The 23,836-nt window shown below is 30.4% G+C and carries 24 protein-coding genes and 1 pseudogene; all 25 read right to left on the reverse strand.

What is annotated here, in order from left to right; translation table 11 throughout:
* Nucleotides 1-3: 3 nt before the first annotated feature.
* The 25 genes and pseudogenes from nuoK to hypF all read right to left on the reverse strand — a co-directional run bounded on the left by nuoK (nucleotide 4) and on the right by hypF (nucleotide 23,676).
* Nucleotides 4-312 (reverse strand): NADH-quinone oxidoreductase subunit NuoK, encoded by a 309-nt coding sequence (gene nuoK / locus F3K33_RS15230; RefSeq protein ID WP_012059181.1) that lies wholly within the window; start codon nucleotides 310-312, stop codon nucleotides 4-6.
* Nucleotides 313-804 (reverse strand): NADH-quinone oxidoreductase subunit J family protein, encoded by a 492-nt coding sequence (locus F3K33_RS15235; RefSeq protein ID WP_023975551.1) that lies wholly within the window; start codon nucleotides 802-804, stop codon nucleotides 313-315.
* 89 nt (nucleotides 805-893) lie between these two features.
* Nucleotides 894-1,283, reverse strand: coding sequence for a NuoI/complex I 23 kDa subunit family protein (locus F3K33_RS15240; protein ID WP_039771498.1), 390 nt, complete (start codon nucleotides 1,281-1,283; stop codon nucleotides 894-896).
* A 172-nt stretch (nucleotides 1,284-1,455) separates the two neighbouring features.
* Complete coding sequence (gene nuoH, locus F3K33_RS15245) at nucleotides 1,456-2,490, reverse strand: NADH-quinone oxidoreductase subunit NuoH (protein ID WP_039771499.1); 1,035 nt, start codon at nucleotides 2,488-2,490, stop codon at nucleotides 1,456-1,458.
* A 243-nt stretch (nucleotides 2,491-2,733) separates the two neighbouring features.
* A complete protein-coding gene (locus F3K33_RS15250) occupies nucleotides 2,734-3,846 on the reverse strand; it encodes an NADH-quinone oxidoreductase subunit D (protein ID WP_039771501.1) in 1,113 nt (370 codons plus the stop codon).
* A gap of 18 nt (nucleotides 3,847-3,864) precedes the next feature.
* A complete protein-coding gene (locus F3K33_RS15255) occupies nucleotides 3,865-4,302 on the reverse strand; it encodes an NADH-quinone oxidoreductase subunit C (RefSeq protein ID WP_039771502.1) in 438 nt (145 codons plus the stop codon).
* The gene (locus tag F3K33_RS15260; RefSeq protein ID WP_023975556.1) at nucleotides 4,295-4,804 is read right to left on the reverse strand and encodes an NADH-quinone oxidoreductase subunit B; all 510 of its coding nucleotides are present in this window, start codon (nucleotides 4,802-4,804) and stop codon (nucleotides 4,295-4,297) included. The genes F3K33_RS15255 and F3K33_RS15260 overlap by 8 nt, the downstream gene beginning before the upstream one ends.
* A complete protein-coding gene (locus F3K33_RS15265; protein WP_012059188.1) occupies nucleotides 4,795-5,151 on the reverse strand; it encodes an NADH-quinone oxidoreductase subunit A in 357 nt (118 codons plus the stop codon). Before F3K33_RS15265 ends, F3K33_RS15260 begins: the two co-directional genes overlap by 10 nt.
* Before the next feature lie 550 nt (nucleotides 5,152-5,701).
* Nucleotides 5,702-5,887 carry an SHOCT domain-containing protein gene (locus F3K33_RS15270; RefSeq protein ID WP_023975558.1) on the reverse strand — a complete coding sequence of 62 codons (186 nt, stop codon included), beginning with the start codon at nucleotides 5,885-5,887 and terminating at the stop codon, nucleotides 5,702-5,704.
* 68 nt (nucleotides 5,888-5,955) lie between these two features.
* Complete coding sequence (locus F3K33_RS15275; protein ID WP_023975559.1) at nucleotides 5,956-6,399, reverse strand: hypothetical protein; 444 nt, start codon at nucleotides 6,397-6,399, stop codon at nucleotides 5,956-5,958.
* Between the two features lie 228 nt (nucleotides 6,400-6,627).
* Nucleotides 6,628-7,515 carry a prenyltransferase gene (locus tag F3K33_RS15280; protein ID WP_039771504.1) on the reverse strand — a complete coding sequence of 296 codons (888 nt, stop codon included), beginning with the start codon at nucleotides 7,513-7,515 and terminating at the stop codon, nucleotides 6,628-6,630.
* Between the two features lie 300 nt (nucleotides 7,516-7,815).
* On the reverse strand, nucleotides 7,816-9,516 hold the full coding sequence (locus F3K33_RS15285) for an FAD-dependent oxidoreductase (RefSeq protein ID WP_039771506.1): 1,701 nt from the start codon (nucleotides 9,514-9,516) through the stop codon (nucleotides 7,816-7,818).
* A gap of 339 nt (nucleotides 9,517-9,855) precedes the next feature.
* Nucleotides 9,856-10,722 carry a ferredoxin-like domain-containing protein gene (locus F3K33_RS15290; protein WP_171780782.1) on the reverse strand — a complete coding sequence of 289 codons (867 nt, stop codon included), beginning with the start codon at nucleotides 10,720-10,722 and terminating at the stop codon, nucleotides 9,856-9,858.
* Nucleotides 10,723-10,843: 121 nt separating this feature from the next.
* Nucleotides 10,844-11,662, reverse strand: coding sequence for a sulfite exporter TauE/SafE family protein (locus tag F3K33_RS15295; RefSeq protein ID WP_039771509.1), 819 nt, complete (start codon nucleotides 11,660-11,662; stop codon nucleotides 10,844-10,846).
* A 171-nt stretch (nucleotides 11,663-11,833) separates the two neighbouring features.
* Nucleotides 11,834-11,922 (reverse strand): annotated as a pseudogene (locus F3K33_RS27155) (4Fe-4S binding protein); the annotation flags it as partial.
* A 392-nt stretch (nucleotides 11,923-12,314) separates the two neighbouring features.
* Nucleotides 12,315-13,097, reverse strand: a complete 783-nt coding sequence (lgt, locus tag F3K33_RS15305) for a prolipoprotein diacylglyceryl transferase (protein WP_039771511.1) — start codon at nucleotides 13,095-13,097, stop codon at nucleotides 12,315-12,317.
* Between the two features lie 4 nt (nucleotides 13,098-13,101).
* On the reverse strand, nucleotides 13,102-14,250 hold the full coding sequence (locus tag F3K33_RS15310; protein ID WP_174775796.1) for an ROK family transcriptional regulator: 1,149 nt from the start codon (nucleotides 14,248-14,250) through the stop codon (nucleotides 13,102-13,104).
* Nucleotides 14,251-14,464: 214 nt separating this feature from the next.
* Nucleotides 14,465-15,799, reverse strand: coding sequence for an amidohydrolase (locus F3K33_RS15315; protein WP_023975566.1), 1,335 nt, complete (start codon nucleotides 15,797-15,799; stop codon nucleotides 14,465-14,467).
* Between the two features lie 175 nt (nucleotides 15,800-15,974).
* Nucleotides 15,975-16,820 (reverse strand): MetQ/NlpA family ABC transporter substrate-binding protein, encoded by an 846-nt coding sequence (locus F3K33_RS15320; protein WP_039771515.1) that lies wholly within the window; start codon nucleotides 16,818-16,820, stop codon nucleotides 15,975-15,977.
* A 124-nt stretch (nucleotides 16,821-16,944) separates the two neighbouring features.
* Entirely contained in the window at nucleotides 16,945-17,598 is a 654-nt protein-coding gene (locus tag F3K33_RS15325; RefSeq protein WP_023975568.1) for a methionine ABC transporter permease, read from the reverse strand.
* A complete protein-coding gene (locus F3K33_RS15330; protein WP_023975569.1) occupies nucleotides 17,595-18,617 on the reverse strand; it encodes a methionine ABC transporter ATP-binding protein in 1,023 nt (340 codons plus the stop codon). The genes F3K33_RS15325 and F3K33_RS15330 overlap by 4 nt, the downstream gene beginning before the upstream one ends.
* Before the next feature lie 313 nt (nucleotides 18,618-18,930).
* Nucleotides 18,931-19,932 carry a hydrogenase expression/formation protein HypE gene (hypE, locus tag F3K33_RS15335; protein ID WP_039771517.1) on the reverse strand — a complete coding sequence of 334 codons (1,002 nt, stop codon included), beginning with the start codon at nucleotides 19,930-19,932 and terminating at the stop codon, nucleotides 18,931-18,933.
* Nucleotides 19,933-21,012, reverse strand: coding sequence for a hydrogenase formation protein HypD (gene hypD / locus F3K33_RS15340; protein WP_039771520.1), 1,080 nt, complete (start codon nucleotides 21,010-21,012; stop codon nucleotides 19,933-19,935).
* Entirely contained in the window at nucleotides 21,009-21,236 is a 228-nt protein-coding gene (locus tag F3K33_RS15345) for a HypC/HybG/HupF family hydrogenase formation chaperone (protein ID WP_023975572.1), read from the reverse strand. Before F3K33_RS15345 ends, hypD begins: the two co-directional genes overlap by 4 nt.
* A 139-nt stretch (nucleotides 21,237-21,375) precedes the next feature.
* On the reverse strand, nucleotides 21,376-23,676 hold the full coding sequence (gene hypF / locus F3K33_RS15350; protein WP_039771522.1) for a carbamoyltransferase HypF: 2,301 nt from the start codon (nucleotides 23,674-23,676) through the stop codon (nucleotides 21,376-21,378).
* Nucleotides 23,677-23,836: the final 160 nt, after the last annotated feature.

Raw genomic sequence — 23,836 nt, forward strand, 5'->3', positions numbered from 1 at the left:
CACCTACCATTTTAAAATATTGAAATCTTCTACATTAGATGTAGGTAGACTTCGATAAATATTTAAGATAATAGCTAAACCTACAGCAATTTCCGCTGCTGCAACAACAATAACGAATATAGCAAAAAGGTGTCCTGTAACCTTTTCTGGTGCTAAAAATCTATTAAAAGCTACTAAATTAATATTGACTGCATTCATCATGATTTCCACTGACATTAATACGCTGATAACATTTCTTTTAACAACTGCTCCATAAAGACCAATACAAAACAAAGCTGCTGCGAGTATTAAATAACCTTCTAAACCAACCATCTAATTTTTCACTCCTTTTGCTAAAATAATAGCTCCTACTAATGCTATTAATAAAAGTAATGCAGAAACTTCAAATGGAATCATATAATTTCCAAAGAATCCATCTGCAATAGCACTAATGGTATTTTCTATATTTAAATTCTTATACGTAAAGTTACTACGTAAAATTAAACGTGTAATAAGCCCAAAGAATCCTAAACAAAATGCTAAACCTGTCCATCTTAATTTATTAAAGGGATTACTGTTTTTCATATCATTTTTTCGTGTAAGCATTATAGCAAATACGATTAATATTGAAATTGCTCCAGCATAAATTAAAATCTGTGCTAAAGCTAGAAAATCAGCTTGTAGCAAAATGAAAACTACTGAGATACCTATAAATGTTAAAATCATTGATAAAGCACTATGAATAATATTTTTTGAATGAACGACACCTATAGCAAAAGCTATAATTAAAAATGCTATAGGCCAAAAAACAAAAGCTGAAATCATTATAAATCCTCCTTGTTAAGAATATGAAGTAAATATTGGTCATTAATATAATGCATGTTTCTCATCATGCAAAAAAGTATTCTGACCTGTTACTTCTTTGAATATTCATCAAATAGTGTTAACTTAGTTTCAGCCCTACTATAAGCACTTAATTCAAAATCTGAAGTAACCTGAAGTGCCTTAGTTGGGCAGCTTTCAACGCAAAGTCCGCAAAAAAGACAATATTCTAATTGCATTTCATATTTAGTTAAATGTTTTTTATTATTTTCATCTTTATAACTTTCAACATTAATAACTCTATTCGGGCAGCTCAAAGCACAAATGCTGCATGAAATACATTTTTCTGAATCCAGTTTAAAAGAACAACGAGAACGCAATGGAAGCTTTGGATGTTCTTCTGGATACTGCTGAGTAATATTTTTTTCAAATAAATGTCCAAGTGTCACTCTAAGACCATTTAATAATCCTTTACCAAACATTAAATTCACCTCTCAACTAATTGTGGCATATTCAAGAAATAATAAGTCATCATGCTAGTCTATTTCTAGTCATACTACATCAGCATTTTTACCTAATAGGCCCACTATGAGATAAAAATACTTCCGTGTCTGACTGAAAATATACATCGCATCATGGACTTATTATTTTCTTTCATATACCTAACTGAAATATTTTAATACCAATTCCAGTTAGTAAAATGTTTATTAGAGAAATAGGAATAAGATATTTCCAGTTTAAAGACATCATATGATCTAACCTAAATCTAGGAAAAGTCCAACGAACTAACATAAGCAGTAACACTATTACGTAAGTTTTTAGGATAAACCAAATCCAAGAAGGTAATAACGGACCACTAGCTCCTCCTAAGAATAAAGTAGCTGTAAGTGCCGAAATAGCAAACATATTTGTATACTCAGCAAGATAAAAAAGCGCATATCTCATTCCGCTATATTCTGTGAATGGACCAGCTACTATTTCCTGCTCTCCTTCAGCTAAGTCAAAAGGAGCTCTATTTAACTCTGCAGTAGCGGCAATAAGATAAATAATAAATGCAACAGGCTGTAAAAAAATGAACCACACTTTATTTTGTGCTGTTATAATTTCTGTTAAGTTTAAAGAACCACTTATCATAACTACTCCAAGAAGAGAAAAAATCATAGGTATTTCATAACTTATCATTTGAGCAACTACTCTCATCCCACCTAAAATGGAATACTTATTATTAGATCCCCAGCCTGCCATTAATATAGGTATTGAAGAAACTCCAGATATAGCTAAGAAATAAAGCAATCCTAAATTTAAATTTACAGCGACCATATTTTTTCCAAAAGGTAACACAGCATATATTAATAAAGCAGGAACCATAACTAACAATGATGCCATTACAAAAACTAATTTATCTGTTTTTTCTGGAATAATATCTTCTTTACCTAGAAGCTTAACAACGTCAGCTACACTTTGAAATATTCCTTGTGGCCCAAATCTATTAGGCCCTGGACGCTGCTGAAGATAACCACAAAATTTTCTTTCTAAATAAATCAAAAACATAGCATTTAATAAAACAAAAGCTACAATCCCAATAAAATAAACTAAGCTCATAATAATACTTACAAAGGCATTTGGTATTGCCAATGCCGAAGTTAAACCCTTAATCCAATTAGATATGTTTAAAAATATATTCTCCATTTCTACCTCCTAAGGCACATGAAAATAAATAACAAGTTCAAAGTTGCCATGATTATTTTTCATCAGGCAAGGAGACAAGTTGCCCTCATAGCAGGCCTATCAGGTCAATTTGCCAATGTGAGCAGTGAACCCAAATCTATGATTTGGTGTGAATCGCTTACTCAGTGAGCGTATGAGAATCGAGCTTCCCATGATGGAAAATAGGCTGGCAAATGGACTTGTTATTTTTTGAATGCGCCTGAACTACCTATCAATTTCGCCTAATATAGGATCAAGTGATGCGAGTATTGCAACAGCATCCTGAATAGTGCTTCCAGTCGCCATTTCAGGAAAGGCACCTATATTAACAAAAGATGGGCCATGTATGTGAATTCTATAAGGTTTATCAGACCCATCACTTACTAAGTAATATCCGAGTGCACCTTTAGAGCCTTCAATTTGATGATAAATATCTCCTTTTGGCGGTTTTATCAGCCTTGGAGCTTTAGCTAAAACTGGACCTTCTTTTATTTGCTCTAGCGCCTGTTTAATTATTTTTATACTCTCTTCCATTTCTCCAATACGCATTATCCATCTTTCATAGCAATCGCCATCTTTACCGACAATCACTTTAAAATTGAAACGATCATAAATACCATATGGCGCATCACGTCTTAAATCTAAGTCTATACCAGAAGCCCTAAGGTTTGGACCTGTTAAACCATAAGCTAAAGCTTTTTCTCCACTAATTATTCCAACACCTTTAGTTCTTGCTTGAAATATTTCATTACCAGTGATGATTCGTTCATACTCTATAAGGCTCTTATCCATATCATTAAGAAAGCTTTTTAAGCCAGGCATAAATTCCTCAGGCAGATCATAGCTTACTCCACCGATACGCATATAATTTGTAGTCATTCTAGAACCACAAACCATCTCGAATAAATCCAAAACTTTTTCTCTATCTCTAAAGAAATACATCCAAGGGGTATGCCCATTTAAATCAAGAGCCATACTTCCTAAAAAAACTTGATGACTTGCTATTCTCTGCAATTCAGCCATTATTATACGAATGTATTCTGCTCTTTCTGGAACTTCAATCCCAGCAAGCTTCTCTACTGTTTGAACGTAACCTAACTCATTTAACATTCCAGATAAATAATCTAATCTATCAGTATAAGGTATAAATTGAGTATAGGTTCTGGATTCAGCTAGCTTTTCCATACCTCTGTGCAAATAGCCTATGATATTTTCTACATTTACAATATGCTCACCATCTAAAGTAAAGATTGCTCTATATACACCATGGGTACTAGGATGCTGTGGTCCAAAATTTAAAGTCATTTCTTCAGTGTGCAACTCTCTGTTATATTCCATTCTCAAACTTCCTCCTTTCTACCTTCGCTTTTCAACCTTAAAATCTTTTCTAAGCGGATGTCCTAGAAAATCATCAGGACATAATATCCTTTTTAAATCTGGATGGCCAATAAAATTAATTCCAAATAAATCATAAGCTTCTCTTTCCTGAACATTTGCTGCAAGCCAATATTTAGTTAATGATGGAATTTCAAGCTTTTCATTAAGTTTTACCTTAATTCTAATCATCTCATGAGTAGTTAATGACATAAAATGATAAACACAGCTTAATACATCATCTTCAATAGCTGTTAAATCAACTAAAAAATCAAATCCATATTGCTTTACCTTTTTTATAACGTCTAGAAATTTACTTGCTTCTGTGTGAATAGCAATCTGCGTATTTTCTATAATTTCAATATCTTGCTTATATTCTGCTTTCAGTTCAAAAATTAGATTTTCACAAGTCTTACTCACTTCTTCCCACCTCTTTCGGATGAATAATTTTTTCTTTTAACGTTAAAAGCCCATGGATTAATGCTTCTGGCCGTGGAGGACATCCTGGAATATAAACATCTACTGGTAAAAATATGTCAGCACCTGGAACAACATTATAGGAATCTACAAACGGTCCCCCACTAGTTGCACAGCTTCCCATAGCAATTACCCATTTAGGTTCCGGCATTTGGTCATAAATCTTTTTAACTATAGGTGCCATTTTTTCAGTAATTGTTCCTGCAACAATCATCAAATCTGCTTGTCTTGGTGAAGCGCGGAAAACTTCATATCCAAAACGTGCAATATCATAACGAGCACCTCCTGCTGCCATCATTTCAATAGCACAGCATGCGAGTCCAAATGTTAACGGCCAAAAAGAATGTACGCGGAAATAATTTAAAGTATCATCTAATTTAGTTAAAATAATATTTTTTTCTATTTGCTCTTGAATCTCTTTATCTTGTTTAAAATTTACTTCCACTCTAATGCCCCCTCTTTCCACGCATACCATAAACCAATGATTAAAATGCCTATAAAAATAACCATTTCAAAAAGTGCGAATAATCCTAATGATTTAAATTTCACTGCCCATGGCAATAAAAATACTGTTTCAACATCAAAGAGTAGAAATACTAAGCCGTACATAAAGTAACTGACCTTAAATCTAATCCACGTTGAACCAGTAGTTTCAACACCACACTCATAAGTAGATAATTTTTCTTTATTTGGCTTCTTCGGTCTTACTAAGGAAGCCGTTAATAAGACGACCATTCCAAAAATAAATGAAGCTATAAGAAAAATTCCAATAATCAAATAATCTTGTATCATTTTTATCCCCTTTCAATTTACTTTAAAATCAAAATCAACACGTCAAACCTTCCTTCTACAGGTACAAAGTCTAAAAGTTATTAATAATTTTATATCTGCTCACATATTAACAAGTTTTTATGAAGTTATTATGTAGAAATCCTATAGGTTAACACATAATTTTCAAATTATTCCACATGTGCCGCTGAAATCCGAGACATTATTAAAGTAAATTTAAAGAATTTTTTATTAAAGCCATTCATAATAAATATCAAAAAAGCAGAGGTTTATAAAATACAAACTTCTGTTTTACTGCATTATTCCTATTAATAAGCGACTTATTACACGTATTTAATTATTTAACTTTTATTTTTTATCATACAAAATATTTATAAAGATTTTATGTAGAAAAATTTTCGTAAAAATATACATTATGCCCTTATTACATTTAAAAATTAAAATTCTTACAAATCGATCAATATGTATTAAGATAACTCCTTTTCTCTATACAGAAAAAGTCATGTAAAAGAAGAATTATCTATACTCCTTTTACATGACTTTTTACTGTTACCTATGATCTTAATGTACTTTTTATTCTATTATATTCATCTTCACTTATTTCTCCGCGAACAAATCTTTCATTTAGTATATTTAGAGAATTATCTCTAACACTGCAAACTTTAAGCTTTTTACTTTCTTCTTGATTGAAAATTAAATATATAACAGCAATAATTAAAATTATTGGTATAATCATCATTCCAGACCATCCTTCCATTCTCATATTATCATTCTAAATTTATTTCGATTTTTTAAAATTTGATGATACTAATTCCTCATCATGCTTTGATGAAGTTTTGCCATCTTTTCTTTTCCTACAGATTGCATCATATTTGCCATAGATCCATATCCGTTATTTTTCATTACATCAATCATCTTGTTATAATCCTCATCACTTATATTAGACATTAAATTTTTCATGGCATTAAAATCTCTATTTTCCATAGCATTTGCTTCATCATTAAAACCATTCTCTTTCATTAGTTCAGTCATTTTATTGATATTATCATCTGATTGCGCTCCAGACCCCATCATGCTCATCATTGTTCCTCTATAATTTGATGATGATTTAACCTCACCATTTTTCACATTCATCATTTGTCCATTAAATTTATTAAACCTTGTATTATTGTTATCTGCCGCATATGCAAGTGATATTCCGCTTACAGTTAATATACCTGCTAATGCTAGAATCATAACTTTCTTTTTCATTGTGTATCACTCCTTTAATTTTCTTCTTATTTATATACTTATTTTACTACTCAATTATGGAGTAATTATGAAGATAATATATTTTCAAAAAATATTCTAATTATATATAATAAAAGGTTCAAGTGCTATATTGATTATAACACTTGAACCTTTTGCATATTCATAGGATTTTTATAATTTCAAATCAGACAGAATCTAAATTTTAATACATTACATCATAATAATTTTTTACATTATAATTGCAATTATCAATCCAATAACTACGGCCAAATGATATTTTAGACCAACCTGTCCTATAAGTCCCATACTCCTACCTTTTGTTTTAGAACTTTTTTCATATGAAAGAAAACTCCTAATTGATTTATAGGGATATATTAAAATTACAGGTAATAACACGACAATGGGATAAATGCTCATTAACACTAAACAGACTGTTAGTACAAGTAACATTATTATATTAAAAACCCAAAGCTTATTTGCATTTTTTTTACCTATCATAATAGGCAGTGTTTTTCTTCCAGCTTCACTATCCTCTTCTATATCACTTAAATTATTTGTTAGTAATATAGTACTAATAAATAATACTGTAGGGACTGCAACCAAAATTGTATTTATATTAAATATGCCTGATTGAATATAAATCACTGTAGTAGTTATACCAATCCCCATAGTAACTCCAGATATAATCTCTCCAAATGGCGTATATGAAATAGGTAAAGGACCAAAAGCATATAAAATTGAGATAAGGCCTCCTATTACAGCGACTAGTAAAATGTAATAGCTTGTTTGGCTAGCTAAAAAAAGACCAATCATAAGAGCAATAAACTGATATAAGATTATTATAAATAATACTTGCTTAGATGTGATTTCACCACTAACTAGAGCTTTTTCATCTCCACTCTTATTACTGTCTGCTCCACGTTTATAGTCAAAGTAATCATTAATCATATTAGTAGCACTTTGAATCAATATCATAGCAATTGCTAATAATATAACATACAAAGCATTTAACTTTCCAAAAGCATACTTTGAATAAACTGAACCTAAAATTACAGGAACTAACCCTGCAACAAGGGTTTTTATATCCATAAGTTTTATTATTGTTTTAAATCCCACTGATCTCTTCTCCTTATCAATATCTTTAATCTTTTTTTATTTTATAATACAAAATATTTGTAAAGATTTTATGAAGAAGTCGATGATAGTAATACAAATTATATTTTAATTATCTTCTCTTTATATATTCATTTTACCGCTTAACTGTGGAGGAATTATGAAGATACCATATATCTAATTATTTTTTACATCTGCATTTAATAAAAGGTCCAAGTGCTATTCTTATTCAACACTTGAACCTTTTGAATATTATAATTTACTTACTTTTCCTTTTGCAACTAATAAATTAAATATTAAAAATCACTTAAAATTATATTCAGTAAGTATGCTTTCTCTATTCTTAGTTTGGTCGTTAAAATATTCGTAAAATGATAGTGCTAAGAAACTACCTGTAATATTATAAACATTATTAAAACCTAAGTTTTGTAGTGCTAATGTTGCATTATAACTTCTTTGACCAGTTCTACAATGTAAATATACTGGTTTATCTTTTGGTATCTCATTTATCCTTTGTCTAAGTTCACTTAATGGAATATTAATTGCGTTTTTAATATGCCCATTAGCATATTCTCCTCTTTCTCTAACGTCTATTATATAAGCATTATGTTCAACAAGTCCTCTGACTAGATCTATATTAACCTGCTTAAAATCGCCATTTAAAAGATTAGAACCAACATAACCACCATAATTAACAACGTCTTTTGCTGTAGCAAATGGTGGTGCATAACATAATTCTAAATCTTTTAAGTCTTCTACTGTTCCACCAAACTTTATAGCAGTAGCAATTACATCAATTCTTTTTGTAACATCACCTTTACCTATAGCTTGAGCTCCTAAAATTTTTCCTGTTGGAACTTCATATAATAATTTTAAATGTACAGGCGATGAATTAGGCATTATTCCAACTTTATCTGTAAGTATTACCCTTACAACATCATATTGTATATTCATGTTGAGAACATTTATAAGTGCTTCATTTAACCCCGTTGATGCTCCATTATAATCAAAAACTTTTATAGCTGATGAACCTATATATCCCTTATTTAAGCCTTTCTTTCCATTTATATGATCTGCAACAGATCTTGCCTGCTTTTGAGCTGGGCCTGCAAGTGATAATTTCACATTGGAATGAGTTAATGAATTATAAACTTCTATGGCATCTCCTACCGCATATATACTATCATCATTAGTTTTGTAATTTGTATCTACTTTTATTGCTCCAGTTTCTCCAATATCTAACTCTGCTCCTTTTGCTAAGGCTGTTTCCGGTGATACTCCTATTGCCATTACAACAACCTTCGCACTAATTCTTTTGCCTGATGATAGTATCACCGTATCTTTTTCAAACTTTTCAACTTTATCTTCAACAATTAAATTTATACTATGATCATATAATTCTTTATGAAATATTTGAACCATATCATAATCAAAAGGTCTTAATATTTGGTCAGTTGCCTCTATTAGGGATACATTATAACCAGCATCTCTTAAGTTTTCTGCTGCTTCAACTCCTATATATCCACCACCAATAACTGCAATATCCTGTGTATAAATTGATTTAACATATTTATTTAACTTATCTATATCAACAACATTTCTTATTGTAAAAATATTCACTTCTTCAATTCCGGGAATATTAGGTACAATTGGCTTAGCCCCTGGAGATAATACTAACTTATCGTAGTTTTCTTTATATGTTTCACCATTCTCTAAGTTTTTAACTGTTATATACTTCTCCTCTTTATTTATTGATAAAACCTCATTGTTCACCCTTGCTTTAATATTATATTGAACAAGAAATTTTTCAGGACTCATTAGAACCAACCTATCAGCCTCGTCTATTATTCCACTTAAGTGATATGGGAGTGAGCAATTTGAAAAAGATACATGAGGTCCTTTTTCAAACATTATTATTTCATCTTCTTCACTAAGTCTTCTAAGTCTTGCTGCGGCAGATGCTCCACCCGCAACCCCTCCAACTATTAATATTTTTTTCTTCATGACCATTTCCTCCTAACCTCAACTTATAATTTTAATATAAATCTCTATCAATTATGATTTTATACCTATTAAGCTCTATGTATTTTCTTTTTATACTTATTAGTATTCTGCTAATTAAGTTAATCACAATTAGTGAAAATTCTGTTAAGTTACCTTATGTCTATTTTCCACAATTACTTACCTATTTCCTTCTATGACTTTATTATATATAAATCTTTAGAAAATATAAGTGACATAGTCACATAAACAAATTATAACAAAAAAGAGAGATAAAACCAATTCATAGTCTTTCTCTCTATAACTAAGCTAAGGTTTATAAAGGACAACAAATAAAATGTCTTATTGTCTGCTTAATACTTCAGATATGAATTTTTCTTTTCCTACTCTATCCATTACTGTCGAGATTCTTTCTCCTTTTACTCCAATTTCTCTATAGCATTCCATAATCTTATCAACTACAAATACTATGTCTTTTTCTTTAAATATCTTTCCTAAAGAATCTCCTATTCTTATTCCTCGTCCAAATCTTCCACCAACAAAAATTTCTGCACCTTTTTCTTTAATACCAACTGCATTGGTTCTACATAGTCTAGAACATTCACCGCAACTTACACATAATTCTTCATGATATACTACTTTTCTATTTACTACCTCTAATGCTTTTTGCCTGCAACCTTTAACACAAATTCCACATCCAACACAGTTGTCCAAATTAAATTCTGGGATTGTCTTTCCCATTATTCCAATATCATTTATATTAGCTTTTGCACAATTATTTGCACAACCAACTATTCCTATTTTGCACTTATGAGGAGTATCTGTAGCAAAATATTTTTCCTCTAGTTCTCTGCAAATTGCCTGAGTATCAATGTTACCATGCAGACATACAGTTCCTTTGCATGCAACTAATGGCCTTATCTTTTGACCCGTTCCACCATGACGTAGTCCCAAAGATTTTGCTTCTTCCATTACTTTTTCTGCATCTTCATCTTTAATCCAAGGAACTTCAATTTGAAGTCTTGTTGTAAGTCCTGAATACCCTCGTCCATATTTTTTAGCAATCCCATTTATGTTGTTTAATTCTTCAACTGTAAAATTTCCTGCTCTACTTAAAAACCTTACTGCGTAATGTTCCCTATCATTTTGTAATAAAAAACCTAATGCCTTCATTTCTTTTTGTCTCTTCTCATTAACCATAATAATCATACATCTCCCTAACTATGAATTACTAATTCTTTCTCATTTTGTTTCAGTATAATAGATATATGATAATAAATATAATATAAATACCTAATGATAACCATTAAAATATTTAATGATTCAAGATTTAAAATGCCATAATAAATATTCTTACCCCTACAATAGCTAACGCAACTGCAAGACTTCTAATTATCGCTACTCCGTGAATCTTTTTTGAAAGCTTCGCACCTAACTGTGCTCCAAATAATACACCTATAGATAATGCAGCTGTTTGGATAAAGCTTGACTGAAGCACTCCATTGACTATATGAACCATAGTTCCTGATAATGACATTACTGCTAGAACAAAATGCGAAGTAGCCGTTGCAATATGAACGGGATAATTTAATATATTGACAAGTACTGGAACATGTATTATTCCTCCTCCTATGCCTAAAAAGCTAGACATAAAGCCAACAAAAATACTTACAACTATTCCAGTTACGGGATTATATGAAAATGTATGTTCTACCCCTTCAATATCTACCACTGTTCTTGTAATGTAGCCATTCTTAACTACCAAGCTATTTTCTACTTTCTCCTCCTTGGTCCTTAATATCAAAAATACAGATATAATAACCAATAACACACCGAATATCCCATTAAAAAGCTGCCTTGGTACGTATGATGTTATAACTGATCCTAATATTGAGCCAGGTAGTGTTGCTATTGCAAAAATTATTCCTGATTTATAATCAATACGTTTCATTCTAGAATAAGCAAAAGAGCCAGATAATGCATTAAAAAATACAACTGCTAGAGAAATACTAGTTATTGTATCTGGACTCTTATCTGGATATAACAATAATAAAATAGGTACCAATATAAAGCCTCCACCTGCACCTATTAGAGTTCCAAATGCTCCAACTAAAAATCCCAATGGGGTTAACCATAAAAATTGTATCAAATTTAAAACCTTCTTCCATAACAATTATGCATTATAATTAAACAAGTTTTTAAAATTAAAAAACTATTAATTATATTAATATAACTCTCCTATATTATACACTATCTTTTAACCATTTTGGATATAAGTTTTAAATTTTATATTTCAAAACACAATTTTGTGCTTAGTTCCTTACATTATAGTAATTTTATTATATCCAATTGCTTTTTTAGGCATTCAATAACACACTTTCCACATTGAATACAATCTGGATGGCTTAGTTTAAAAGGTAACTAATCACTTTCCAACTAAACTTCTAACCTTACTTGTTTGTCTCTTTTTATTTTATAAAATTGCTCTTCTATTATCAGTAACTTTATCACACAATAAAACTATGTATATGTTGCAATACACATTTCACAATTATGGCTGAAATTCTTGCAATATTTTTAGAATTGTGATGAAGAATTATTTTTGCGACATATATATTAATGCAAAAAAAGGTAAGCCGATATATCATTAAAATATCAGCTTACCTTTTACTTAACATTATTCTAACTTCATTAAATTATTTTTAAAATTTCAGTTATTAAACAAATCAAATGATATTTTATAACATTATAAAAAAGGAACCCTAAATTGAGCTCCTTTTTAACAAATAAAATTATAAATTTTACTCTTTATAAGTATTCTCCTTAGATTTGCTATTATAATAACTTGCAGCTATAAATATTATCCATGCAATGACTCCTGCTAAACTTACCAATTGAGCCATTCTAAAACTTCCTATCATTAAACTATCTGTTCTCATTCCTTCAATTATGAATCTACCTATAGAATACAATCCTATGTATGTAAAAAATACTATTCCATTTTTTTTGCATTTTCTGAGCATAATCATCAGTATTATAAATATAGTTAAATTCCAGAGAGATTCATATAAAAAAGTAGGATTGTAATATAATCCATTTATATTCATCCCCTTTTGAATGAACATAGGAAAATGCTTAATAAATTCATAACTAACTACATCCCCATGTGCCTCTTGATTAAAGAAATTCCCCCATCTTCCTAGAGCCTGAGCTAAAATAATTGACGGTGCTGCCACATCTGCAAACTTAATAAAGCTTAATTTTTTAACTCTTGTATAAATTAATGCTGTTCCTAATGCAAAAATTAGCCCCCCATGGATCGCAAGTCCTCCATTTCTTATATTAAAAGCATTAATAATATTATCTTTATAGTTATCAAATTCAAATATTACATAATACAGTCTTGCACCTATTATACCAATTGGAATAGATAATAATACAATGTTTAGCAAATTATCATAATCAACTTCTCTCCACTTACAATTATATTGAGATATTAGTATTCCAAGCATAATACCTGTTGCAATTAATATCCCATACCACCTAATATCAAATCCTCCAATTGAAAATGCTACTGGATTCATAATTTCACTTCCTTATCTTCTCGTTTTGTATTTTTTGTATAACCATAGCACAAGCTCCTACAGCTATAGATTTATCTTCAAAATATCCACCCCTAATAAATTGAATATTATTATTTTTTATGTGACACTTCTGAAGAGCTATTTCTTTTGTAGTTTCATAAAACAACTTTGATTGTTGTATTAATGGGCCACTTAAAATTATAAGCTCTGGATTAAATAACTTAATATAATTTGAAAGTCCTATTCCAAAATATAAAGCCGAATCTTTTATAATACCCATAGCCTCTTCATTTTCTCTTTCCCCAAGGTTACAAACATCTATATAATTAATATCATTTAAATTTTTCTTTAACAAAGATAATTCATTTTCTTTTATTTCATCTATAAATTTTTTTGTTATATTTGATATTGATACATAACTTTCTATACATCCATAATTTCCGCAGGAACACAATTCCCCGTCAGCATCAACAACCATATGTCCAAATGCATCTTCTACGTTGTTAATAGTTCGAATTAGAACTCCAGATGATATGATCCCCGTTCTTATTCCTACACCGCAGTTAATATATGCAATATTCTTTTTACCTTTTCCAATCCCAAAGTTATATTCACCTATAACAGCTGCATTTGCACCATTATCTATACATATCATTGTATCAAATTCTCTTTTTAATTCATCTTTTAATTGATCTGAATTAAATCCACCAACTATTCCTATTCCAATTCCAACAATTGATGCTTTTTGTATTTTTAATTTCATATAACATTCTTTTATAACATTAGGTATAATTTCAGATATTGTATCCATATCATATTCATGGCTTAATAATTTTTCTTCTATTATTTTTAATTTCAAATTTGTTATAACTATTCTAGTATAAATTCTTGAAATATCAATTCCAATAATATAAAATTCACTATGATTAACATCATATAAACTAGGCTTTCTTCCCCCTGTAGATTTTCCAATATCACTTTCCACAATAATTTTTTCGTCAATTAATATTTTAAGATCTCTATTTAATGTAGTTAATTTTATCTTAGTTACGTTTGCCAATTCATTTTTAGCTATAGGACCATTTTCTTGTATGATTCGAAAGATATATCTACATCTATCATTTAATGATTCAAAACTTTTATATGCTTCCAAGAAACCCGCTCCCTTTCTCATATTAGTATATCATCTTTTAGCCATTATGGATATAAGTTTTAATTTAAGCATGTGGTTAAATTGTTATTTTTTTTACTTGTTCCTTAATTCTAGTTCCAAATTATTATTTATGCTTACATATCTGTCTTTTAAGCATAAAGCACATTTAGTGAACAATATATTCTTGATTCACTAAATGTGCCTGCTATCGGGTTTATTCATTTTTATAATCACCCTTAAATATCTCATCAAAATTATCCATGTATTCTTTATATTCGTCAATAGTAAACTTAGGCTTAAACCCTTCCTTAATCTTTTTAGCTTCCTTTGCTTTTTCCTTTAGTAATCTATAGGCTGTTAAAGCCATGATTTTTGCAGTAGCAATATAAGCTATTTCATCATTTACTACTTTGAAATATTCTGAATGTAATCCGCCTTCAACTCCACCTGTAGTAAATTTTAATACTGGCATAATATGAGTCAAATCCCCAACATCACTAGAGCCTGCTGTATGTTTATTAGGATCAACTTCCTCAACCCTTCCATTAGGCAGTATTTCATGTGCTATTTCTAAAATTTCTTTTGACGGTCTTAAAGGTACTACTGGAAGATACCCTGGTGCCGTAATTATCTCTATTTCCGCTCCAACTGCTAAAGCACCAGACTTAAAGGCTCTATCCACCTTTCTGCTGGCATCTCTAATAGCTTCAACATTTTTTGCTCTGACTAGACTTTCAATTACTACTTCATCAGGAATTACATTCACTAATCCGCCTCCTTTGGTTATTATTGAATGAACCCTAACTGAATCTTCATCTTTAAAAGTTTCTCTTTGATATGCTATTGCATTCAAGCCCAGTGAACTTGCGTTTACAGCATTAATACCTAAGTGTGGTGTTCCTGCTGCATGAGATGCTTTTCCTTTATATTTTGTAACTTTCGATACAAAACCATTGCTTGTACTATCTCCTACTACAATATCAGCTCCTGTAGGATCAGAATGATGTACCACAGAAAGGTCTATATCATTAAATGCTCCAATTCTAATAAGCTCGCTTTTTCCTCCTCCATACTTAATTAAATTCCTTTCTTTTAAAGAAAGTTTAAATTCTACTTCACCATACTCTTCAGCGGGTACCGCAAAAAACACTACATTTCCATCTAATGAATTCTTTATTTCATCATCTGACAGTGCAAATGCCGCTCCTATGATTCCAGCCAATTGAGTATGATGACCGCATGCATGACAGGCTCCTGTTTTTTTATCAGCAAATGGGTTATCTGGTGATACAACAGCATCTAACTCACCAATTAATGCCACCTTTATCTCCTCTGAATTTTTCCTCTTTAAATACCCCTTTATACCAGTAATTGCAAGATTGGTTTCAATTTCTTCACTATTCTCTTTTAAAATTTTTAATACCTTTTCTGATGTTCTCTTTTCCTTATAGCCAAGCTCTGGATGCTTATATATATCTGTTGCAAAAGCAATAATTTTATCTCTATTTTTATCAATGATATCTATTATCTTTTTTTCAATTTCATTCATAATTATTCCCTCCTTTTATAATAGATCTACTAATCGTAATTTCATCGGTCTTTCAAGTTAGTAATATTCTATAATTTCATATTCAATAAATATATAGGCTACTCTTTTAAAAAAATTAATCAGAGTAACCTTTTAATATTAAATATCAATATATAATTGCTTATATAAAACTGTCTTACTTTATTTCATCTGGTATGAACCAGTAATTATTCTTATTGTGTTCTGCCATATAATCTTTGAACTCCTCAGATTTATATGCCTCTACTATATCATTTGCCCATTTACTATCCTTATTCTTTTCATCAACAACTACTTGAAGTTGTAATTCTTTACTAACATCTTCTGATAATAATGATTTTGAAGGATCTATTTTAGATGCGTAAACCATACTTCCAGGAAGTACTGCAAAGTCTATATCATCTAATGCACGTGGAATTTGTGCTGAATCCATTAGTGTTATATCAAGATTGTAAGTATTTTCACTTACATCATTTATAGTTAATGTTGTTGGATTTGCATCTTCCTTTAACTTAATCCATCCAGCTTTTTTTAGAAGTCTAAAAGCTCTTGCTGTATTTGATGGATCATTAGGAATTGCTACTTTTTGACCTTTAGCTACTTGGTCAATTGAAGTATGCTTATTCGAAAAAATTCCTGCTGGAACTGTTGGAATAGGAGTAATTGGAGTTAGCTTATTGTTAGTTTCTTTATTGAAATTATTTGCATATGCACTGTGTTGATCTACATTAAAATCAATACTTCCTTCTGTTAATGCCACATCAGCTTGTCTCAAATCAGAAAAATTCACTTCTTTAATTGTATAACCATTCTTCTCTAATATAGGCTTAACAGCGCTTGTAAATAGCTCACTATATGGTCCAGGAGATATTCCTATTGTTAAATCCTTCTTTTCCGTAGCTTTTGTATCAGTACTTCCACTGTTTCCGCATCCTGCTAACCCTAATGCAAACAAGCTTGTTGTTAAACCTATAATAATTTTAGTAACTATATTCTTTTTCATTTTTATTCTCCTAACTTATTGATTATTTAGTTCTATTTTTATATTTCCTATGGTTTCACTGGCATTTAAAGGTATAACAATTCTATTTATTCTTATAAATTTATAATAATTGGCATGCTATTTCTTAATGCCTTCTTACCTTTCTAGCTAATTTATTTCCAAAATTCTGAATAGCTTGTACGAAAATTATCAATATTATTACAGTAATAAGAATTACTTTTGTATCAAATCTTTGATATCCATAAGAAATAGCCACATCACCTATTCCACCTGCTCCGATGGTTCCTGCCATTGCAGTTGCTCCGATTAATCCAATTGTTGCTGTTGTTAGCGATAATATTAAAGATCCCATTGCCTCCGGCAAAAGAAAGTGCCATATTATTTGTACTGGCGTTGCTCCCATTGACTCTGCTGCTTCAATTATTCCATCATTAACTTCCAGCAAAGAATTTTCTATAAGCCTTGCAATATAAGGAATTATATATATTATAAGTGGAACAATTGCTGCTTTAGTTCCAATTGAGGTCCCAACAATAAGTCTTGTAAATGGAACAATTGCTGCAAGCAAAATTATAAATGGTACTGAACGAACAATATTAATCACATTATTTAGTGCTGAATATACAGCCTTGTTTTTTATAATTCCTCCCTTATTAGTAATAACAAGTAATATTCCAAGTGGAATTCCCAAAAGGGAGCCAATCAAAAGCGACACACTTACCATTTGTAAAGTTTCAATAATAGCCTTAATAATCTGCGGTCCTGTTATTGTTGTCATATCAAAACCTCCTCAACTCCAACTTTTCTATCTTTCATATATTTATGAGCATTTTCTATATCTTCTTTTTCACCTTTTAATTCAACTATGAGATTCCCAAGTATGTTCCCTTGTAATTCCGTAACATTAGCAAATAATATATTTGGTTGTACATTGAATTCACTACATGCTTCTGCAAGTATAGCCTTCTTTGAATTTTCACCTATAAATTTAAGTTTTAAGACTTTGCTATTCTCATCTTCACTATTAATTTCATCCAATATAACTTGTGGTACCTCGTCATGCACAACAGTCTTAACAAAATTCTTTGTCGTTTGTTCTTTAGGATTACCAAATACCTCCAATAGATTGCCTTGTTCAATAATTTCTCCATTTTCCATAACAGCTACTTTATTACAAACTTCTCTAATTACAGCCATTTCATGAGTGATCATTAAAATTGTTATATTATACTCTCTATTTATTTTCTTAAGCAGCTGCAATATAGATCCTGTAGTCTGAGGGTCTAATGCTGAAGTTGCCTCATCACATAAAAGTATTAATGGATTAGTAGCAAGTGCTCTCGCTATACCAATTCTTTGCTTTTGACCTCCTGATAATTCACTAGGATAAGCTTTAGCTTTATCCTCAAGCCCAACAAACTCTAATAGTTCATTTACCCTGCTTTCAATTTCATCCTTTGTTCTATGATTTAATACAAGAGGAATAGCAATATTTTCAAAAACATTCTTAGACTCAAGTAAATTAAAATGTTGAAATATCATTCCTATCTGTTTCCTAACCTCACGAAGTTCTTTAGTTGTAAGCTTTCCCAAATTTTTATTATCAACAATCACTTCGCCTGAAGTAGGTTGTTCTAAGTAATTTACCATCCTTATTAACGTACTTTTTCCCGCTCCGCTAAATCCAATAACGCCAAAAATATCTCCTTTATCAACTTGTAAATTGACGCCCTTTAAAGCCTCTACTTTTACGCCCTTTTTATTAAATATTTTTTGTATATTTTTCAACTCTATCATTAAAAGTCCTCCCTTTATATATAATAAAAAGACTTTATTACATATTCCCTATAGGGTTAGTGTGTTTTGTTGTTTTTAATTCTAACCATTTTTATCTGAATTGTCAATATAATTTTTCATATTTTTTACTTTTCACCATAAAATATCATAATAATAAATAATATACATATACTTTTATACAAACCCATTAAAGCAAAATATAGAAACAAGTAAAACTGCTATAAATAATATTAATTATCTATAGCAGTTTTACTCCATATTATCATATTTACAAAATTAAAATCATTATTATGTTATTTCTTATTTACGCACCTTAGCATATTCTAGGCAACATACTTCCCTCTAAAGGCGATAATAATCTCTTTCCACCAAATCCGTTTTCTATAAATATGTTCTGATTAGACTCTTTAACAAATTCACCTATAATTCTAGCTCCTTTTCCTTGATCAAGTGAGTGAATTATATCTAATACTTTTTCAGCTTCGGTTTCTTTAACAACTAGTACCATTCTTCCCTCACAAGCCATATACAATGGATCTAATCCTAAAAGATTATTTATAGCCTTAACACTTTCACTAATTGGAATTTCCTTTTCTATTAGGTGTATCCCAAGCTTGCAAAGTGAAGAAAATTCATGCAATACAGTGGCTAATCCGCCTCGAGTTGCATCCCTCATTATTTTTATTGAAGGAAACTGTTCCTTAAGTTCTTCTATAAAAGCAAATAGTGGTGCACAATCACTTTTATAGTCTCCTTTTACTTTTAAGTTATATCTCTCTACTGCAATTGTTGTTCCGTGCTCGCCGATTCCACCAGTTATTATAATTCTATCTCCTTCTTCAATAGTTTTTACTTCATATCCGTTAATTATATATCCGATTCCGCTAGTATTAATGAATATTCCATCTACACTTCCCTTTTCAACTACCTTTGTATCTCCTGTTACTATCTTAGCCCCACATTCTAAACAGGTTTGCCCCATAGACTTAACAATTTCTTCAAGGCTCTGCATTGAAAATCCTTCTTCAATTATAAAACTCGAACTTAAATAAAATGGCTGTGCTCCAGATACAGCTAAATCATTAATAGTACCACAAACTGCAAGCTTTCCTATGTTTCCCCCAGAAAAAAACAGTGGCTTTACCACAAAAGAATCTGTGGTGAAAGCCATTTTTCCTTGTACTGCTGTAAATGTTGCTGAGTCTTGTTCTTGTAAAAGAATATTGTTATTAAAATATTTGTAAAAAAGCTGCTCAATTAATATTTTTGTATGCTTTCCTCCATCACCATGAATAAGCTTAATCATTTCATTCATTTATTCCACTCCCCCATACTTATAAAAAATAGAGCAAGATCCCTCCGTAGATACCATACAAGGTCCTATTGGATGCTTTGGTGTACAACCTTTTCCAAAAAGCTCGCATTTATTAGGTAATTTCTTCCCCAATAAAATTTCACTGCATGCACAAGTTCTAATATAGTTTTTCTCAGAAGTCTTACTTAAATTTATTCCAAATCTTTCAGAAGCATCATATTTTTTATATTTCTCCCTCAAAGTAAATCCAGAATCTTTAATAACTCCTATTCCTCTCCATTCATGTTCGCAATATGTGAATACTTCACTTATTAATTCATTTGCTCTTTTGTTTCCTTCTTGGCTTACACAAGTTTTATATAAATTTTCAAATCTTTTTTCAGTTTTATTTTGTTGTTTCGTCAAAAAATATAAAGCACTAGCAATATCTAGAGCTTGAAAACCTGCAATTACTGCTGGAATATTATATTCCTCTACAATAAATTTAAAATAATCTGCTCCCTTTACTGCTGCTACATGTCCTGGACACATTAATCCATTTATATTGTGATTAGGCTGCTTAAGTATGTAATGGAGTATTGGCTCCATTCTTTTCATTCCTATTAAAAATGAAATATTTCTTATATTTTTTTCCTGTGCTATCTTTACAGCTAAAGCAATTATAGGAGTTGTAGTTTCAAAGCCTACTCCAAGAAAAACTATTTCCTTATCTTTATTTTCTTCTGCAAGTGCTATTGAATCTAAAGGTGAATATAATATTTTAATATCTTTTCCTTTTTCTCTTTGCTTAATTAAATTCTCTCTACTTCCATTTACTTTAATCATATCTCCAAAAGTACTTAAAATCACATTTGAATTCTTAAGTAATTCTATAGCTGCATCTATATAACCTTCTGGAGTAACACAAACTGGACATCCTGGTCCTGACAGTAAATTTATATTAGGATTAACCAATTGTCTAATTCCAAGTTTTGAAAGTGCCTGAGTATGAGTTCCACAAACTTCCATGACATTAAACTTTTTGACTTGAGACTTTTGAATTTCATTAAGAATATTTTTAATCAAAATTTCTTTATTCATACTTTTTCCTCGCTATTAAGTATTGATTGAAATATACTTTGTAATTCTTCAAAATAATCCTTGTCAATCTTTTGAATAGCACAGCCTGCATGAACTAAAACATAATCTCCCACTTTTAGTTCTTCAATAAGCTGAATATTAATTCTACTCTCTAATCCCATAATATCCATTATTGCACTATAGTTATCTATGCTTCTAACTTGTGCTGGAATTGCAAGACACATAAACTTACCTTCCTTCTTTATTCACACTTATAAAAATCGTAAATCAATCTGACAACCTATTTTTCTAACATAGCATTAGTAGATGAATTCACTTTGCTTCTTAGTCTTATGAAAAATATACATAACAAATTTAAATATATTATTTCTTTTCAATAATTGCATTTGCCACATGGAGCTGGCCAAAAGAAATTCCCTCATCATTAGTTGGGATTTGTTCATTATAAAACACTTTAAATCCTTGCTTAATCAGATTTATATATATTCCTTTTAAAAGATAATGGTTTTCAAAAACACCACCACTAAGAACAACTTTATCTATATGCTCCTTTTCTCTAAGCTTACAAACTAAATCACATGAAGCTTTAATAAGTGAGTTGTGAAATTTAGACGATATCTTAGAAATCAATTCTTTTTTCTGAATATCCCCCAAGATTCCTTCAATAATGCTTTTATATTGAATATTAAAAATACTATTTTCCTCGTTGATATCACATAAATAACTTTCTTTAATTTTATAATCAATAATATTTTCTAATTCTATTGCTGCCTGTCCGTCATAAGATATACTATTTCTGATTCCACATAAGGCTGCTACTGCATCAAACAATCTTCCAACACTTGAAGATACAAAACAATTTATTTTTGAATCTAAAGCTTGTTTAACTACTTTAATTTTTTCATTATCTACTCCTTGAATTATTTTTTCTGGATCATAACCTAAAGCATATAAATAACTTGAAGCACATCTCCAAGGTTCTTTTATAGCTTGTTCTCCTCCTTGGAGATTTACATATTTCAATTGCCCTGCTCTTTTAAATACTCTTCGATTTCCAACCAAAAATTCGCCACCCCATATTGATCCATCAAGTCCAAATCCAGTACCATCAAATATAATTCCAATTACAGAATCATAAATAGAATGTTCAGCCATGCAGCTAACCATATGAGCATGATGATGCTGTACTTCTATTTTTCTCATTTTCTTTTCCTTTGCATATTTAGTACTTGAGTATGCTGGATGCATATCGCATGCCAATACTTCTTCATTAATATCAAATAAATTGCAAAAATGTTTTAGTACATATTTAAAATTCTTATAACAATTAAATTCTCCTAAATCACCTAAATACTGACTTAAATATGCGTATCCATTTTTAGAAACACAAATAGTACTTTTCTGCTGCCCTCCAACTGCTATAATATCATTTTCAACTCCTGTTTTTAATGAATAAGGCCTATATCCTCTTGCACCACGAATAACCTTTTCTACTTCCCCTATGACTTTTACAACAGAATCATCAACTTGGACGTAAATCTCCCTGTCATTCATCAGAAAATAATCTGCCACTGTATTTAAATGTTTTAGTGCTTCTTCATTTTTATATTCCATTGGCATGCTGCTTATATTTCCACTAGTCATAACTAAAAGATCTAACTTTTCATTAAATAATAGATAATGAAGGGGAGTATACGGAAGCATTACTCCTAAACTATTCTGCTTTGGTGCTATAGCCTCTGGTAATACAAAAGGATATTTCTTCTTTAAAATTACAATAGGTCTCTTATTACTGCTTATTACTTCCTCTTCTTTATCAGATATATAGCAAATCTCTTTAACAATTCCAATATCCTTTGCCATCAAAGCTAATGGTTTATCTTTCCTTTGTTTTCTACTTCTAAGCAAATTAATAGCTTGCTCATTTCTTCCATCACAAACCAGATGAAATCCTCCGATTCCCTTAATCGCCAATATTTTTCCTTCCTCAATAAGTGAAATAGTTTCTTTAATAGGATCTTCACACTTAATTTGTTCTCCATGATTATTTGTTAAAAAGAGTTTAGGTCCACAATTTTCACAGCAATTTGGTTGCGCGTGAAATCTCCTACTGAGTGGATTTTCATATTCTTCTTTACATTCCTCGCACATATAAAATTCTTTCATAGTAGTATTCTGTCTGTCATATGGCAAAGCCTTGATAATTGAATACCTAGGTCCACACTGAGTGCAATTTGTGAAAGCATATTTATAACGAAGGTTTCCTTTACTTCGAATATCTTCTAAACATTCATCACAAACTGCTATATCAGGTGAAACAAATCTCATTTCATTATTTTGTTTAGTACTTTCCCTAATAACAAATTTTTGATCAATGTTTTCTTTAATTATAAATTTGTTTTCGCTGGAATATGGAGTAGTACTTAAATCGTTTTTAATTAACGTACATTGAACCTTTTCTATTCTTGCAATACTGGGAGGTCTTTTTATAACATTAAACATAAACCGTTTTATGTTTTCCCTCTCACCTAAACAGTCAATTACTACGGCACCACCTATATTTTGAACAGATCCACGAATTTTAAAGTCCCTTGCCTTTTCATATACAAATGGACGGAATCCTACCCCTTGAACAATTCCGTAAATTTTTACTATATATCTCATATATTAAAGACCTTCTCTATTTATATGTTATGAGCTATCGCATTAAGTAATTTTCATTATATATACTGTTTTGTATACAAAAAGGCAAACTCAATATATTGTATAATGCATTACTAGAGTGACAGACCCTTGTTCTGATTTTCACCCTGATCCTATCTAA

It is taken from the genome of Clostridium beijerinckii (assembly GCF_008705175.1).
Classification (GTDB): Bacteria; Bacillota; Clostridia; order Clostridiales; family Clostridiaceae; genus Clostridium; species Clostridium beijerinckii.